Source organism: Rathayibacter sp. AY1B6 (assembly GCF_002932755.1).
GTDB lineage: Bacteria > Actinomycetota > Actinomycetes > Actinomycetales > Microbacteriaceae > Rathayibacter.
The window spans coordinates 1-15311 of sequence record NZ_PSWL01000012.1 but is presented as its reverse complement, the minus strand read 5'-3'; the positions used below and the strand labels follow the sequence as shown (position 1 = coordinate 15311).

Here is a 15311-nt window from a genome sequence, read left to right as displayed (position 1 = left end):
GAGGTGGTGGTCGCGGGCCGTCAGGGCCGGCGGGCCGGCCACGAGGGCGGGCGGTGCTCGGGCAGGCTCCCCCAGTCGGAGGGCTCCGGGCCGAGGTGCAGGAGCAGCTCGCCGCCGCGGTGGAGGGCGGCCGCGGTCAGGACGCTCGCCGTCAGGGGCGCCCCGTCGAACTCGGCCGACTGCACGTACTGGACCGGCCCGCCCGGCCCGGGTTCGACGAAGCCGGTGGTCCGGATCTCGAGGTCCGCCCCTCCGATCGCCACCGAGGCGCGCGCGAAGCTCGGCGCGTTGATCAGCACCAGGCCCTGCCCGGCGACGGGGAACAGCCCGAGGCTCGCCCACACGTACCAGGAGCTGAGGCCCCCGGAGTCGTCGTTCCCGGGCAGGCCGCCCCGGCCCGGTCCGAACCGCTGGTGCAGCACGCCGTGCACGATCTCGGCGGTCCGGTCGGGCCGGCCCGCGTAGTGGTACGCCCACGGCGAGTCCATGTCGGGCTCGTTGTTGAGCCCCTCGAAGCGTCCGAGCTCGGCTCCCGCGAGCATCTCGCTCCGCTCGGGGCGCAGCCCGGGCTGGACGACCGGCTCGGCGCCGAAGCCGAAGAACTCGTCCAGCTGGGTGACGAAGCCCTCGTCTCCTCCGCTCAGGGCGATGCGCCCGGCCATGTCGTGCAGCAGGCGGAAGGAGTAGTTGTGCCGGGTTCCCTCGTAGTACGTCGAGTCCTTGAGCAGGCCGGAGCGCAGGTCGAACGCGTTCACCCACTGCGCGGCGCGCTCCTCCAGCTGCTCCGCGAGCTCCAGGTCGCCGACATGGCGGGCCACGACGGCGGTGCACCAGTAGCCGTGAGCCAGGTCGAGCGTGTGGCTGATCGGATGCGCCTCCCCCGCGGCGAGGAACTCCTCCCCGTACATCCGCTTGAGGTCCTCGCTCATGTGCACGAGAGCGGCGTCCCAGTCGATCCCGGGCAGCCCCAGCCGGCAGAGGTCGGCGAGGAAGGTGTGCGCGAGGGCGCTGCCCTGGCGCGAGAAGCGGTCGCTGCCCTTGGCCATCCGGTAGCCGATCGGGAAGTTGCCCTCCTCCTCGCAGATGGTCAGGAGCGCCGCCGCGATCTCGATCGCGCGGTCGGGAAGGAGCAGCGTGAGCAGAGGGAGCTGGGTGCGGTAGATGTCCCACATCGTGCTGATGTCGAAGACGAAGGGCCCGTCCGTCGGCCAGAAGGGGCTCTCGGAGGGCGCGAGGCACGGCTTGATGAGCGAGTGGTAGAGCGCGGTCGAGAAGACCGTCTCGCGCTCCGCGGACGGCGTGTCGACCGCGATCGTCCGCAGGCGCTTCCGCCACGTCTTGCGGGTGCGATCGCGGCGCTGGTCGAATCCGGAGCCCGCGGGAGGCACGTCGCGGTGCAGGTTCTCGCGGGCGCGATCGGTGCCGCGCAGCGAGAAGCCCATCCGGAGCTCGACGGTCTGCCCTGCCGTACTGGGTCCCGCCCACATCAGCCCGAAGGGGCGCAGCGTGGTGGGACGGATGTGGTCGAAGTCGAGCCTGGTCCCGCCCGGCATCAGCCGGCGGTCGTACCAGAGCATCTGCCGCCACTGCAGGGCGTCGCACTCCAGGTGCACCGCGAGCGGCGCCCCCTCCATCACGACCTCGCCGGCCGCGACTCCGGGCGAGATCGAGTGCAGCTGCGCGCGCAGCGGCACCGTCGCTCCGCTCGGGATCGCCAGACCCCCGAGAGAGAGGTCGACCACCACGCGGGCGCTGCGATGCTCCGGGAAGGTGTAGCGGTGCACGACGGAGGCGGGCCCGACGGTGAGCTCGGCCCGCACGCCGGAGGAGAGGGTCGCGGCGTAGTAGCCGGGCTCCGCCACCTCGTCCTCGAGAGCCCAGCTGCGGCCGAGCTCGTCGAGCGGCTCGAGCATCGGCGTGACCCGCAGGTAGTTGTAGTACTTGCGGATCGCGCCGGTGCCGGACTGCTGGAAGTGGGTGAAGCCGCTCGCCTCGAGACCGTCGTGGAGCGTCGGCGGGACGCCCTCGAGCGCCAGGTCGTAGCGGCCGTACCCGGTCGGGTAGGCGCCCGAGTACGAGCACGCGGACACCATGCCGAGGGGGTACGTGGCACCGGGGTGCGTGTTGCCGATCTGCGGCTTCGGCGACCACCACGTCGCCGCGAGCCCGGTCGGCTCCGGGAGCGCGGTCGCCTCCGTCCCCAGGAACGGGTCCACCCGCTCGATCATCCGCTCGCCGCCATGCCGTGACGCTAGGCACGGCGGGGAGACGAGGGGTGTCGGCCGGGTGTCCGGCGGACGACGGAGCGGCGACGGATGAGCGCCGACGGGCTAGGGGATCAGGCGCTCTGCGCGGTAGCGGTCGAAGAGCGCCGTGAACGAGTCGACGGTGCGGTGGAACGCCGTGAAGCCCGCCAGGCGCGACTTGCCGATGTCGGTGACGACCTCGAGGTTCCGGCCGAGGTCGGCGTCGGTGTGCCACCAGGAGGCGACCCGGGAGAGGTCCGGCTCGATCAGCCCGTGCTCGTCGACGAGGCGCCGCCAGACGGGCTCGGCACCGGCCATCTGCTGCTCGAGCGGCTGCGGCTCCTCCCCCGGGCCGACCGGCTCGACGCCGAAGTGCTCCGCGATCCGGGTCCACATCCAGCGCCAGCGGAAGACGTCGCCGTTGACCACGTTGAAGGCCTGGTCGCGGCCCGCCTCCGACGTCGACGCCCAGAGCATCTGCTCGGCGAGGATCGTCGCGTCGGTCATGTCGGTGAGTCCGTTCCACTGCGTGAGCGAGCCGGGGAAGACGAACGGGGTGCCCTCGGCACGGTGGATCGACGCCGCGACCGCGAGGGTCAGACCCATGTTCATCGCGTTGCCGACGGCGTGCCCGATGACCGTGTGCGAGCGGTGCACCGACCAGGTGAACCCGGCGCGCTCGGCTGCGGCGAAGAGCTCGTCCTCCTGCGCGTAGTAGAAGTTCGGGGCGTCCAGGCGCTCCTCCTCCTCGTGGAACGGGGTGTCGGGCATCGCGCCCTGTCCGTACGCCTCGAACGGGCCGAGGTAGTGCTTGAGGCCGGTGACCAGCGCGACGTGCTCGACGGGAGCGTGCGCGAGCGCGGCGAGGAGGTCGCGGACCATGCCGCCGTTGACCGCGATGTTCTCCTCCTCCGTCGCCTGGCGCGACCAGGCGGTGAAGAAGACGTGCGTGGGGCGCTGGTCGGCGAGCACGCGGGCCAGGTCCTCGGCGGAGCGCAGGTCGGCGGCGAGCGGAGTGACGCCGGGGCGCGCGTCGATCGGGCGGCGCGAGAGGGCGGTCACCGGCCACCCCTGCTCGGTGAGCAGGTCGACGAGGGCGGAGCCGCCGATGCCGGTCGCGCCGACGACGAGGGCGCTGCGGGAGTCGGACGGGGGGACGGGAGTGGTGGAGGACATCCCCTGGTCCAACAGATCAGGGCGCGGGGCATTCCCCGATCCGGGCGTCACGGAGGGACACCGGAGGTCACGGAGGGACACCGGGCGTCACGGAGGGACACCGGGCGTCACGGCCGGTCACCGGCGGACCGCGGACCGGGCTCCTCCCCTATCGTCGAGCACGAGCCGCCCGGGGTGGGCGCAGCGGAACAGGAGCCGACGATGACCGCGACCGATCTGCGGGCCGTGCCCGAGGTGGACTACGAGGAGCTGGCGGGGCGGTTCCGGCCGCTGTTCGCCGAGATCGCGGCGGGAGCGGCGGCGCGGGAGAGCGCGCGCGAGCTGCCGGTCGCGCAGATCCGAGCGCTGGCGGAGGCAGGGTTCGGTGCGGTGCGCGTGCCGCTGGAGTCCGGCGGGGCCGGCGCGAGCCTCCCCCAGCTGTTCCGCCTGCTGACGGAGCTGGCGGCCGCCGACTCCAACCTCCCGCAGGCGCTCCGCGGCCACTTCGCCCTGGTCGAGGACCGGCTGCTCGCGACAGACGGGACCCGCGAGCGCTGGCTCCGCCGCTTCGCCGACGGCGAGCTCGGCGGCAACGCCTGGACCGAGATCGGCACGGTCTCGATCGGCGACGTGCTGACGAAGGTCGCTCCGGTCGAGGGCGACCCGACGCGGTTCACCGTGACCGGCACGAAGTACTACTCCACCGGCAGCGTGTTCGCCGACTGGATCGACACCTTCGCCCAGCGCACCGACACCGGCCAGAAGGTGATCGCGATCGTCGACGCGCGCCAGGCGGGCGTCGAGCACGCCGACGACTGGGACGGCTTCGGCCAGCGCACCACCGGCTCGGGGACGAGCACCTTCACGGAGGCGGTGGTCGCGGCCGAGGACGTGATCGACTTCGAGACCCGGTTCCGCTATCAGACCGCGTTCTACCAGGCGGTGCTGCTGGCCGTGCTGGCGGGCTCGATCGCGGGGGCCGAGCGCGAGATCGCGGCCGAGGTGCGGGCGCGGACCCGGATCTTCTCGCACGGGAACGCCGAGTCGTTCGCGGCGGATCCGCAGATCCTGCAGGTGGTGGGGCAGGTCTCGGCCGCCGCCTACGCGGGAGCGGCGATCGTGGAGCGCGCGGCGGTCGCGCTGCAGCGGGCTCACGACGCGGCCCTCGACGGCGACCCGCTCGAGGACGAGAGGCAGAACGACCTCGCCGAGCTCGAGACGGCGCAGGCCCAGATCGTGCTGACGCAGCTGGCCACCCGGGCGACCTCCGACCTCTTCGACGCGCTCGGCGCCTCCGGGGTGAGCACCCGCAAGAACCTCGACCGGCACTGGCGCAACGCCCGTACCGCTGCGAGCCACAACCCGTGGGTGTTCAAGGCGCGGATCGTCGGCGACCACGCGGTCAACGGCACTGTGCCGCCGCGGGTCTGGGCGATCGGCGCGGGGCCGAAGCGGTAGTCCTCGGCGCCGGCCCGGGGGCGGTGGACAGCCGGCGAGAGCGGAGGAGAGGATCGAGGGGCGGCGACGCGGCCGCCGGGACGAGGGGGCTCGCGATGATCCGGACGTCGACCACGAGAGGCGCGGGCGCGCTCCTCGCCTGCACGGCGGGCCTGCTCGCGCTGAGCGGCTGCACGGGGAGCGGCGGCGAGGGGACGGCCCCGACGACCGCTCCACCGCTGGTCTCGAGCGCGCCGACGACGAGCAGTGCCGTGCCGACCGCGAGCGCCGGCAGCGCGACTCCGCTGCCCACCGCGACCCCGGCCACCGCCCTGCTCCCCTGCGAGGACCTGCTCACCGCTGAGGAGGAGTCGTCGCTCGCCGAGGACGGTCTCGCCCTCGCGCCCGAGGCGACGGCGTACGACGTCGACTACCCCGTCGTGCAGGAGATCGCCGAGGACGGGGTGCTCTGCCGGTGGACCGGCCAGGGCGACGTCTCGGTCGTGGTCGGGCAGCTGGCGGTCCCCGACGCGGAGTGGCCGGAGCGGAGCGACGCGCTCCTCGCCGACGGGTTCACCGCCGACGACGCCGCGGTTCCCGGCTATCTCGACGGACCCGACGGGCCGGACGAGAGCTACCCCGGCCGCGGCGTCCTCCACCGCGACGGCGTCCTCTACTACGCGAGCTACTCCGGGATCATCGGCTCGATCGTGCCGCTCGCCGGCTGAGACGGCGCATCGACCACCCAGGGCGGGCGCCCGTGGTCGGCGCCGCTCCCCGTGGTCAGCTGCTCGCCGTGGTGGTCGAACGACAGCGGGACTCCCGCCTCGGCGCACTCGCGGCCGATCAGGTCCATGGTGTTCCAGAAGTACTCGCTCGCTCGTCGATCCCCGGAGATCGCGGAGAACGGATTCGTGGTGGCGAGACGAGCAGCGTCGGACGCGATCGAGTTCGAGGAGCGTTCGTCGAAGCCCTCGAGGGCTTCGCGGAACGGTGGACGCAGAACGGGATCGAGTTCCGGCGCGTCGTCGTTCCACGTGCGCTCGAGCGGGACGCAGGGAGCGGCCTCCTGCACGCCTCCCGGCTCCCCGCACCCGGTCAGGAGGAGCGTGGCCGCCAGCAGGGCCGGCACAGCTGTGGTGCGTCTCACGGGTCTCCTGTCGGTCGAGGGCCCGTCCCGGTCCGCTCCCGGTGCACCGGTTCCTCCGGAACGGACCGAAGGACCGTATCCGGTCCGAGCTCGCCGACCGGCGCCGCGGCGCGGTCCGGCTCCGACAGGCGCGTCCGGCGTGCTGCCCGGCGGGTTCCCCTCCGGGGTCGGGCGGGGCCCGCGGCAGGGGGTAGCGTCGACAGGTGCGATTCCCCTGGCGTTCCCGAGACAGCGAGCGGCTGCCGCGGGACGTGCTCGTACTGGGGGTCGTCGCCTTCTTCGTGATGCTCGGGTTCGGCGTGGTCGTGCCGGTGCTGCCGACCTACGTGCGCAGCTTCGGCGTCGACTACACCGCCGTCGGCGCGGTCGTCTCGGCGTTCGCGCTGATGCGGCTGGTCGCGAATCCGTTCGTGGGGCCGCTGGTCGACCGGTTCGGCGAGCGGGTCGTGCTCGCCGTCGGCATCGGGATCGTCGCGCTCTCCTCGGCGCTCGTCGGCTTCGCCTCCGACTACCCGCACCTCCTGCTGCTGCGCGGAGTCGGCGGCATCGGCTCCGCGATGTTCTCCGTCGCCGCGATGACGCTCCTCCTGCGCACCGCGAGCCCGGAGCGGCGCGGGCGCTCGATCGGCTTCTACCAGGGCGGCTTCCTGCTCGGCGGCATGGCGGGGCCCGCGGTGGGCGGCGTGCTCACGGCGATCTCGCTCACGGCCCCCTTCTTCTTCTACGCCGGCACGCTCGCGATCGCGGGGCTCGTCGGGCTGATCCTGCTGCAGCGGCCGGAGCGCGACGCGGCGCCGTCCGCCGCGGTGCGGACGAAGCCGCTGCGCGACGTGGCCCGCGACCGCCGCTACCAGAGCGCAGTGCTGGCGAACTTCGCCCTCGGCTGGTCGGCGATGGGCGTCCGCGCGACGCTGGTCCCCGTGCTGGTCGTCGAGGGCCTGGGCGGGCAGCCCGCCTGGACGGGCATCGCCTTCGCGATCGCCGCGGTGGTGCAGACGATCGCGCTCGCTCCGGCCGGCCGCTTCGTCGACACCGTCGGTCGGCGCCCGGCGCTGATCGGCGGTTTCTCCGTCGCGGCGGTGGCGATGCTGGCGATGCCCTTCGTCTCGGAGCTGTGGCTGCTCGTCGTGCTGCTCTGCGTCTACGGAGCGGCGGCCGCCTTCATGGGCACGGCCCCGGGCGCGCTGGTCGGGGACGCGGCGGGCGAGCGCGGCGGCAAGCCGGTCTCGGTGTTCCAGGCCGCGTCCGACCTGGGCGGCGTGATCGGGCCGCTGCTCGCGGGCGCTCTCGCCGACGCCGCGTCGCCGACCGCCGCCTTCGCCTCCGCCTTCGTGCTGCTCGCGGCGAGCGCGCTGCTCGGCCTGCGGATCCCGCGCTCGCGGATCGCCTAGCTGTTCCGACCGCGGGCGTCGACGGGCCAGACGGCGCCGCCGCCGTCGCGCAGGAGGACGTGGTACTCGTCGGCCAGGTTCACCGCGACGCAGACGTGATTCGGCGCGATCCGGACGCGCGTCCCGAGCGGAAGGTCGACCCCGGTGATCGTCGCGTGGTGCTCCGAGAGCACCGGGATGCGCGCCTCCGGGTGCTCCGGCAGGCGGCCGAAACCGCTCGAGGCCGCGCCGCGATCGGAGGAGAGCACCTTGCTGCCGGCGTCGGCGATCAGGTGGTCGCCGCGGCGGGACACGATCGTGGCGAGGACGGTGACGGCGATGTCCTCGGCCGCCATCGTGCCGATCTCCCACTGCTGGGCGTCGCCGAGGGCCGAGACTCCGGGGCGCAGCTCCGTGAGCACCGAGGAGTCGGCGAACGCGGCCGAGGGGGTCGACCCTCCGCTGACGACGCGGGCGTCGACTCCGGACGCCGCGAGCGACGCGACCGCCTCGGCGAGCGCGCGGGCTTCGTCGCGGGCGGCCGCCGCTCCGTTGCCCGCCGCGTAGCTGTGGCCGGGGAAGGTGAAGACGCCGGCGACGTCGAGTCCGGCCGAGACGGCGGCCGCGGCGATCAGGCCGGCTTCGGCGGGGAGCACGCCGCTGCGGTGGTGGCCGGAGTCGATCTCGACGACGACCTCGAGCCCCTCGCGCTCGGGCAGGTCCGCGGCCAGGCGCTCGGCCGACTCCGCCGAGTCGACGCCGACCCGCACTCGAGCGCTCGCGAGGACGCGGCGGAGGCGGCCGGCGCGCTCGGCGTCGAGCCAGAGCGGGTAGGCGATGAAGAGGTCGCGCACGCCTCCCGCCGCGAACACCTCCGCCTCCGACACGGTCGCGACGGTGAGCCCGACGGCCCCCGCGGCGAGCTGGCGCCGGGCGATCTCGAGCGACTTGTGCGTCTTGGCGTGAGGGCGGAGCGCCAGGCCCCGCTCACGGGCCGCCGCGGCGACGGCGGCGATGTCGCGGTCGAGCACCGCCTCGTCGAGCACCAGCGCCGGAGTGGCGAGAGCGTCGAGGACGGCGGAGCGGGCGGAGGAGTCGGCGGCGGCGGTTTCGACGGTCACGCGCCGAGCCTAGGCGGCACCACCGGCCCGCGTCCCGGCCGTCAGGGTGGCCTCGGGCCGGTCCGCCGCCGGTCGTCGAGCCCAGCGGAAGGCCCCGCGGACGGATCCCGTCGAGCAGGTCACGTCGTCGACCTCGGAGGCGGCCGCGCCGCTCCGCTCCGTGACAGCCTTCTGGTCGCCCACCGCTACGCCGGGACGCTCGCCACGACACTCCTGGGCTTCGGCGTGGTCCGGCTGAGCACCCTCGTCCACTGACCGTTCATCCTCCGCCGGATGCGGAGAGGGCACCTGCGCTGCCAGGCTGAGCGGATGACTCCGCAGTCCTCCCGCCTCCGGCCCTTCGGCCCGTCCGGCGCCACCGTCACCCGGCTGACCCTCGGCACCTCCTGGCGCCCCGAGCGCGTCGCCGACCTCGACCGGGTGCCGGCCCTCGAGCGCGTCCTCGACTCCGACGCCTCCTCCCGCGCCGTGTCCGTTGTCGACACCTCCAACGAGTACGCCGGCGGCCACAGCGAGCGCCTGATCGGCGAGGCCCTGCAGGCCCGCGGCGGCGTCCCCGAGGGGATCACCGTGGTCACCAAGCTCGACCGCGACCCGAGCACCGGCAGCTACTCGGCCGAACGGATGCGCCGCAGCCTCGACGAGAGCCGCGAGCGCCTCGGGATGGACGTCCTCCCGCTGCTCTACCTGCACGATCCGGAGCGCATCTCGTACGACGAGGCCTTCGCCGAGGACGGCCCGGTCCGTGCGCTCATCGCGATGAAGGAGGCGGGCGTCGCCCTCTCGATCGGGATCTCGGGCGGACCCGCACCGATGCTGCGCCACTACGTCGACACCGGCCTGTTCGATGCGGTGATCACCCACAACCGCTTCACGCTGGTCGACCGCTCCTCCGAGGAGCTGATCGACGCCTCCGTCGACCGCGGCGTGATCGTGGTCAACGCGGCGGTCTACGGCGGAGGCGCGCTCGCGCGCTGGCCGGAGCCCGTCGCCTCCTACGCGTACCAGCCGGCGCCGCGGGAGATCGTCGACGCCGTCGCGGCGATGGGAGCGGCCTGCGACCGGGCGGGCGTGCCGCTCGCCGCCGCCGCGCTGCAGTTCTCGACCCGCGACCCCCGCGTGACGACGACGGTCGTCGGCGCCACCTCCGCCGAGCACTACGACTCCTTCGTGGCCGACGACGCGCTCGAGATCCCCGACGCGCTGTTCGAGGAGCTGGAGTCGCTGGCTCCGCCGAGCACCGTCTGGCAGGACGCGCCCGGGTCGACCTGGCCGCGCTGATCCGGGCATAGCCGGGCTCTCCTCCCGGTTGGAGCACGTGACCCCCTCCGCGAGATGCCACTTGCGTACGCCTTCCGCGGCGTGTCGCGTACCGAAGTGGCATCTCGCGGGGAAGCACGACAGGAGAGACATGACCGACACCGCCTTGTTCCAGCCGCTGACCCTCCGCTCGAGGACGGCCCGCAACCGCCTCTGGGCGGCGCCGATGTGCCAGTACTCGGTGGAGGCGCAGGACGGCGTGCCCACCCCCTGGCACCTCGTGCACCTCGGCGGGCTCGCGCGCGGAGGATCGGGCGTCGTCATCGCGGAGGCCACCGCCGTCGTCCCCGAGGGGCGGATCAGCCCCTGGGACACCGGGCTGTGGAACGACGAGCAGCGCGACGCCTGGGCCCCGATCGTCGACTTCGTGCACGGGCAGGGCGCGCTCGCGGGCGTGCAGCTCGCCCACGCCGGCCGGAAGGCGTCGACCTACCGCGAGTGGAGCGGACGCGGATCCGTGCCGCTGGAGGACGGCGGCTGGCCGACCGTCGCTCCCTCGGCCGTCGCGTTCGAGGGCTACGCGGAGCCGCGCGAGCTCGCCGCGGACGAGCTGCCCGGCCTCGTGGAGGCGTTCCGCGACTCCGCCCGCCGCGCCGCGGACGCCGGCTTCGACGTGATCGAGCTGCACGCCGCGCACGGGTACCTGATCCACCAGTTCCTGTCGCCGCTCTCGAACACTCGAGAGGACTCCTACGGCGGCTCGCTCGAGAACCGGGCGCGCCTGCTGCTCGAGGTGGTCCGCGCGGTCCGCGCCGAGATCGGGGAGCTCGTGCTGCTCGTCCGCTTCTCCGCGACCGACTGGGCCGAGGGCGGGTGGACGCTGGAGGAGACGATCACCGTCTCGGAGTGGGCGCGCGCCGAGGGTGTGGACCTCTTCGACGTGTCGACCGGCGGACTCGTGCACGCGAGCATCCCGGTGGCGCCGCTCTACCAGGTGCCGTTCGCGCGCGACCTGCGGAAGGCGACCGGTGCGCTGGTCGGCGCCGTGGGACTCATCACCACGGCCGAGCAGGCGGAGGGCGTGGTCGCGAACGGCGACGCCGACGTCGTGCTGCTCGCCCGCGAGCTGCTGCGCGACCCGAACGCCCCGGTGCGGATGGCGCACGAGCTCGGCGCGGACCTGCCGGTGCCGCCGCAGTACTCGCGCGCCTGGCGCTAGGGGCTCAACGGCGAGATGCCACTTGTGCGCACGCCTCGCGGCGTGTCGCGTGCACAAGTGGCATCTCGCGGAGGGGAGCGGTCGGGCTCCCGGGAGGAGAGCGTCAGCTCTCGGAGGGCTCCTCCGCAGGAGCGTCCTCCTCGGGGTTGAAGTGCGAGTCTCCGGAGACCCCCACCGCCAGCCCGTCCTCGGAGTGCGGGATGGTCTCGTCGTCGCCGAGACCGTTCGCCTTCTTCTCGCCCTCGGACGAGGCGGCTGCGTCGGTCACGGCTCAGGCCTCGACGTCGCCGCGCCAGGCACCGTCGGGGGTGCCCTGCTTCTCGATGTACTCCTTGAAGTTGTTCAGGTCCTTATTCACGGCGTGGCTGCCGGCGCCGACGAGCGAGCCGAGCGTCTCGAGGAAGCCCTTGGGCTCCCAGTCGAGCTGCACGGTGACGCGGGTCTCGGTGTCGGAGAGCTTGTGGAAGGTGACGACGCCCGCGTGGTCGGTCTCGCCGCCGGTGCTGTTCCACGCGACGCGCTCGTCGGGGTGCTGCTCGGTGATGTTCGCCTCGAACTCGCGCTCGACGGGGCCGACCTTCACCTTCCAGACGGTGAGGGTGTCGGTGACCTGCTGGATCGACTCGACCTCGTCGAGGAAGCGCGGGAACTCCTCGAACTGGGTCCACTGGTTGTAGGCGACGGACACGGGGACGTTGACGTCGACGGTCTCGATGATCTGCGGCACGGTGGTGCTCCTTGCTGTCTCACTCGGTGTGCGGCGTTCCGCTGCTGCGGTCGTCACGCTCGACGTTAGGCGGGAGCCGCCTGGGAGCGCACCGGGTTGCGGACTGCCCCGAACGTGGTAAACGCGTGCGTCGCTCCGGTGTGCGTGCCGCGACAGCTCCGGTGTGCGTGCCGGACCACTCCGGTGCGGACGTCGAGACCGCTCCGATGCGCGTGCCGGGACCGCTCCGGCGGACGCCGGGACGCCGCGGGGAGCGTGCAGGTCGCGGTCAGCGGTCCTGCGGGTCGCCGCCGAGCTGGCCGATGGCGGGGAGCGGGCCGCCGTCGTCGGCGCCGGTGCGGCGCCAGCGGGCGATGGCGTTGCCGAGGTGGTAGATCACGAGGGCGGCGCCGGCGCCGAGGACGATGCCGCCGAGCTCGAAGCCGCCGGAGGAGAACGAGAAGCCGGCGATCGCGATCACGAGGGAGACCGCGGCCGTGTACTGGTTGACCGGGCGCGAGAAGTCGACGCGGTTGTCGATCCAGATCTTGATGCCGATCACGCCGATGAGGCCGTAGAGCGCCGTGGTCGCGCCGCCGAGGACTCCGGCCGGGATCGAGTTGAAGACGGCGCCGACCTTGGGAGAGAGGCTGAGCAGGATCGCGGTGACGCCGGCGACCCAGTAGGCGGCCGTCGAGTACACGCGGGTGGCGGCCATCACTCCGATGTTCTCGCCGTAGGTCGTGGTGCCGGAGCCGCCGAAGGCGCCGGAGAGGGTGGTCGCCACGCCGTCCGCGATCAGCGCCCGGCCAGTGCTGGCGTTGGCGGAGGCGTCGGTCATCGTCGCGACGCCGCGGACGTGTCCGACGTTCTCGGCGATGAGGACGAGCACGACCGGCAGGAACATCGCGATGCCCGACCACGTGGATCCGGAGGCGAAGTCGGGGAAGGTGAACGGCGGCAGGCCGAACCAGTCGGCCGCACCGACCGCGGAGTAGTCGATCTCGTTCCGCAGCAGGGCGACGACGTAGCCGATGACCACGCCGAGGAAGATCGAGACGCGGCCGAGGAAGCCGCGGAGGAACACGCTCGACAGGATGATCGCGGCGAGCGTGATCGTCCCGGTGATCGGCGCCTGCTTGAAGCTGAGGTACGCGGTCGGAGCCAGGTTGAACCCGATCAGGGCCACGATCGCGCCGGCGACGACCGGGGGCATCAGCCTGTCGATCCAGCCGAGGCCGACGACCTGCACGAGGACGCCGACGGCGGCCAGGAGCAGGCCCACGGCGACGACTCCGGCGAGCGCCGACCCCGTCCCTCCGACAGCGGTCGCGGCCGTGACGGGTGCGATGAACGCGAAGCTCGAGCCGAGGTAGCTGGGGAGCCGGTTGCGCGTGATCAGGAGGAACAGCAGCGTCCCGACTCCGGAGAAGAGCAGGGTCGTGGCGACCGGGAACCCGGTGAGCACGGGCACGAGGAACGTCGCCCCGAACATGGCGACGACGTGCTGGATGCCGATGGCGATCGTGGCCGGCCAGGCGAGCCGCTCGCCCGGGGCGACGACGGCGCCGGGCTCGACGGTGCGGCCGTCTCCGTGCAGGGTCCAGATGGGCATGGGGCTCCTCGGCGGGGAAGGGAGGCGGGGGTCGAGGATCACAGTAGCGAGGGGTCTGGCCGTGCCGCGGCACCCGACCTACGATCGGGCCATGGACGGAGCGCGGCGTCTCGGCGAGGACGAGTTCTCCGCGCACCTCGCCGAGCGGGTCGCGCGGATCCGCGGGTCGTTCGGCGACCTCCCGCTCTGGGCGGTCTCGGGCTGGAGGGGTCCGCGGCTGCTGGCGGAATGGGCGCTGACCGGCGGCCCGCGGGGGCTCTCGTTCCTCGCCGACGACGCGGTGCCGGGCGGGGCGGGCCCCTCCGTCGAGATCCGCACGACCCTCGGCGATCCGCGGCACGACGTCGCGCTGCTCTGCTGCCGAGAGGAGGCGCCCGTCTCGTTCGTGCAGCCGGAGGCGCTGCCCGCGCCCACGCGGATCGCGGAGATCCCGGTCGACGGGGCTCCGGAGCCCTTCGAGGTCTGGGAGGGAGCCGGGGCCGTGCGCGCCGCCGCGTGGGTGCGGGGGCACGTCCTCACGCTGGAGTGCCGCGGAGTCGATCTGGACGCTCTCGCGCTGGACGAGGTGGACGACATCGAGCCGTTCGTGGCCGGGTGGCTGGAGTTCGTGAGCGCCTCGAGGCGCTGAGTGCCGACCCGCGCGCCCGCGCTGCTGGGAGAGCGCGGAGTCCCGCCCGGCGCGCCGGTGAAAGATGTGCGCCGATCCCGGACAGGAGGGAGCATGAGGCACATGCCAGCTCCCCTCGCGGGTCCCGACCGGTTCGCCGCGGTCGCCGCCGCGGTCGCCGATCCCGTCCGCCGCTACCTCTGGCGGCGCACCGACTCCGCCACCGCCGACGACGTGCTCGCCGCGACGCTCTCGGTGCTCTGGCGCCGCAGCGCCGACGTCCCCGAGGACGATCCTGTGCCGTGGGCGATCGGCGTCGCCCGGCTCCAGCTGCAGAACGCCCGGCGGATGCAGCGCCGCCAGGTGATGCTCGCCCAGCGGATCGCGGTCGTCGATCCGCCCCAGGTGCAGATCGACGAGGGCGAGGCCTCGGGCGCCGAGGAGACCGTGCGCCTCGTGCTCGCCCGGATGCGCGAGCAGGACGCCGAGCTGCTGCGCCTCTGGGCGTGGGAGGAGCTCGACGTCCGCGGGATCGCCGCGGTCCTCGGAGTCACGGTGAACGCCGTCTCGATCCGCCTGCACCGCGCGCGGCGCCGCTTCGCCGAGCTCTACGACTCCATCGACCCGCACGCGCCCGAAGGGGGACTCCGATGACCGGAACCGACGACGAGGACGTCCGCCGCCTCCTCCGCACGGTCGACCCCGCGCGGAGCCTCCCCGCGCTCGACCGCGACGAGCTCGCCGAGCAGATCGCCGCCGCCACCGGCGAGGGCGCGCGGACGGTGCACTCCCGCCGCCGGTCCCCCTGGCTGATCGTGGGAGTGGGCGCGCTGAGCGCCGGGGCCGCCGCCTCCCTCCTGCTGCCCTTCGCGCTCGGGGTGGGCGGGGGCAGCACCTCGACGCTGATCCTGCCGAGCACGGGCGGGCCGATGGCGGCGTGCTCGCCGGTGACGGCCGCCGCGCTGGCCCCCGCTCAGCTCGCGTTCCGGGCGGAGGTCCGCTCGATCGACGGGAGCAGCGTGACCCTGCACGTGCTCGAACGCTACGCGGGCGAGGTCGGCGACGGCGTCACGGTCACCCAGGGCAGGGAGACCGCGGTGGACGGGGCGCCGATCGTCTTCGAGACCGGGGTCGACTACCTGGTCGCGGCCGACGGCGACACGATCCTGACGTGCGGGCTCAGCGGCGAGAGCTCCCCCGAGCTCGCGGCGCTGTACCAGGAGGCGTTCTCGCGCCAGTAGGCGGAGGCGGCTAGCGCCCCGGGCGGGCGGAGGCGGGTAGCGCCCCGGGCGGGCGGTGGCAAGGGCCTCCCCGATCGGGGGGAGCGTCGCGCAGGCTGAGGCAGGGCCGCTCGGCCCTCCCCCCTCCGGTCGCCCGGCGGCGTGGAGCGGTTCGAGGAGCCGGAACACCGGCATGCGGGCCTCC

The 15311-nt window shown here is 73.7% G+C and carries 15 protein-coding genes; 8 read left to right on the top strand and 7 right to left on the bottom strand.

What is annotated here, in order from left to right:
- Positions 1-20: 20 nt before the first annotated feature.
- Positions 21-2216 (bottom strand): glycoside hydrolase domain-containing protein, encoded by a 2196-nt coding sequence (locus tag C5D08_RS08080; protein ID WP_258067358.1) that lies wholly within the window; start codon positions 2214-2216, stop codon positions 21-23.
- Positions 2217-2330: 114 nt separating this feature from the next.
- Positions 2331-3422, bottom strand: coding sequence for an SDR family oxidoreductase (locus C5D08_RS08075; protein WP_104276599.1), 1092 nt, complete (start codon positions 3420-3422; stop codon positions 2331-2333).
- Positions 3423-3623: 201 nt separating this feature from the next.
- On the opposite strand from C5D08_RS08075, the gene C5D08_RS08070 reads away from it, so the two are divergent.
- Together C5D08_RS08070 and C5D08_RS08065 are read left to right on the top strand one after the other, a co-directional pair.
- On the top strand, positions 3624-4859 hold the full coding sequence (locus C5D08_RS08070) for an acyl-CoA dehydrogenase family protein (RefSeq protein ID WP_104276598.1): 1236 nt from the start codon (positions 3624-3626) through the stop codon (positions 4857-4859).
- 95 nt (positions 4860-4954) lie between these two features.
- On the top strand, positions 4955-5566 hold the full coding sequence (locus C5D08_RS08065; protein WP_104276597.1) for a hypothetical protein: 612 nt from the start codon (positions 4955-4957) through the stop codon (positions 5564-5566).
- On the opposite strand, the gene C5D08_RS08060 is transcribed toward C5D08_RS08065, so the two are convergent.
- Complete coding sequence (locus C5D08_RS08060; protein WP_146086061.1) at positions 5524-5988, bottom strand: hypothetical protein; 465 nt, start codon at positions 5986-5988, stop codon at positions 5524-5526. The genes C5D08_RS08065 and C5D08_RS08060 overlap by 43 nt on opposite strands.
- A 203-nt stretch (positions 5989-6191) precedes the next feature.
- On the opposite strand from C5D08_RS08060, the gene C5D08_RS08055 reads away from it, so the two are divergent.
- On the top strand, positions 6192-7379 hold the full coding sequence (locus tag C5D08_RS08055) for an MFS transporter (RefSeq protein WP_258067357.1): 1188 nt from the start codon (positions 6192-6194) through the stop codon (positions 7377-7379).
- Here the strand turns inward: C5D08_RS08055 and C5D08_RS08050 are convergent.
- Positions 7376-8479, bottom strand: a complete 1104-nt coding sequence (locus C5D08_RS08050; RefSeq protein WP_104276595.1) for an alanine racemase — start codon at positions 8477-8479, stop codon at positions 7376-7378. The genes C5D08_RS08055 and C5D08_RS08050 overlap by 4 nt on opposite strands.
- Positions 8480-8788: 309 nt before the next feature.
- On the opposite strand from C5D08_RS08050, the gene C5D08_RS08045 reads away from it, so the two are divergent.
- Both C5D08_RS08045 and C5D08_RS08040 read left to right on the top strand, forming a co-directional pair.
- Complete coding sequence (locus C5D08_RS08045) at positions 8789-9760, top strand: aldo/keto reductase (protein WP_181110016.1); 972 nt, start codon at positions 8789-8791, stop codon at positions 9758-9760.
- A gap of 130 nt (positions 9761-9890) precedes the next feature.
- Entirely contained in the window at positions 9891-10958 is a 1068-nt protein-coding gene (locus C5D08_RS08040) for an NADH:flavin oxidoreductase/NADH oxidase (RefSeq protein WP_104276593.1), read from the top strand.
- A 103-nt stretch (positions 10959-11061) separates the two neighbouring features.
- On the opposite strand, the gene C5D08_RS16980 is transcribed toward C5D08_RS08040, so the two are convergent.
- The 3 genes from C5D08_RS16980 to C5D08_RS08030 form a co-directional block, all read right to left on the bottom strand.
- Positions 11062-11226: a hypothetical protein gene (locus tag C5D08_RS16980; RefSeq protein ID WP_181110014.1), complete on the bottom strand. Its 165-nt coding sequence runs from the start codon at positions 11224-11226 to the stop codon at positions 11062-11064.
- A 3-nt stretch (positions 11227-11229) separates the two neighbouring features.
- Positions 11230-11685, bottom strand: a complete 456-nt coding sequence (locus C5D08_RS08035; protein ID WP_104276592.1) for an SRPBCC family protein — start codon at positions 11683-11685, stop codon at positions 11230-11232.
- A 268-nt stretch (positions 11686-11953) separates the two neighbouring features.
- Positions 11954-13279, bottom strand: a complete 1326-nt coding sequence (locus C5D08_RS08030; protein WP_104225956.1) for a uracil-xanthine permease family protein — start codon at positions 13277-13279, stop codon at positions 11954-11956.
- A 91-nt stretch (positions 13280-13370) separates the two neighbouring features.
- Here C5D08_RS08030 and C5D08_RS08025 point away from each other — a divergent pair, with 91 nt between their 5' ends.
- From C5D08_RS08025 to C5D08_RS08015, 3 genes are all read left to right on the top strand, one after another.
- Positions 13371-13907: a hypothetical protein gene (locus C5D08_RS08025; RefSeq protein ID WP_104276591.1), complete on the top strand. Its 537-nt coding sequence runs from the start codon at positions 13371-13373 to the stop codon at positions 13905-13907.
- A 102-nt stretch (positions 13908-14009) separates the two neighbouring features.
- Entirely contained in the window at positions 14010-14540 is a 531-nt protein-coding gene (locus tag C5D08_RS08020) for an RNA polymerase sigma factor (RefSeq protein WP_181110012.1), read from the top strand.
- Positions 14537-15127, top strand: a complete 591-nt coding sequence (locus C5D08_RS08015) for a hypothetical protein (protein ID WP_104276589.1) — start codon at positions 14537-14539, stop codon at positions 15125-15127. The genes C5D08_RS08020 and C5D08_RS08015 overlap by 4 nt, the downstream gene beginning before the upstream one ends.
- Positions 15128-15311: the final 184 nt, after the last annotated feature.

What these genes read in the sequence shown, in the direction of transcription:
- C5D08_RS08015 (WP_104276589.1), top strand. Translation starts at nt 14,537, where the DNA reads ATGACCGGAACCGACGACGAGGACGTCCGCCGCCTCCTCCGCACGGTC.
- C5D08_RS08030 (WP_104225956.1), bottom strand. Translation starts at nt 13,279, where the DNA reads ATGCCCATCTGGACCCTGCACGGAGACGGCCGCACCGTCGAGCCCGGC.
- C5D08_RS08020 (WP_181110012.1), top strand. Translation starts at nt 14,010, where the DNA reads ATGCCAGCTCCCCTCGCGGGTCCCGACCGGTTCGCCGCGGTCGCCGCC.
- C5D08_RS08025 (WP_104276591.1), top strand. Translation starts at nt 13,371, where the DNA reads ATGGACGGAGCGCGGCGTCTCGGCGAGGACGAGTTCTCCGCGCACCTC.
- C5D08_RS08045 (WP_181110016.1), top strand. Translation starts at nt 8,789, where the DNA reads ATGACTCCGCAGTCCTCCCGCCTCCGGCCCTTCGGCCCGTCCGGCGCC.
- C5D08_RS08065 (WP_104276597.1), top strand. Translation starts at nt 4,955, where the DNA reads ATGATCCGGACGTCGACCACGAGAGGCGCGGGCGCGCTCCTCGCCTGC.
- C5D08_RS08040 (WP_104276593.1), top strand. Translation starts at nt 9,891, where the DNA reads ATGACCGACACCGCCTTGTTCCAGCCGCTGACCCTCCGCTCGAGGACG.
- C5D08_RS08070 (WP_104276598.1), top strand. Translation starts at nt 3,624, where the DNA reads ATGACCGCGACCGATCTGCGGGCCGTGCCCGAGGTGGACTACGAGGAG.
- C5D08_RS08075 (WP_104276599.1), bottom strand. Translation starts at nt 3,422, where the DNA reads ATGTCCTCCACCACTCCCGTCCCCCCGTCCGACTCCCGCAGCGCCCTC.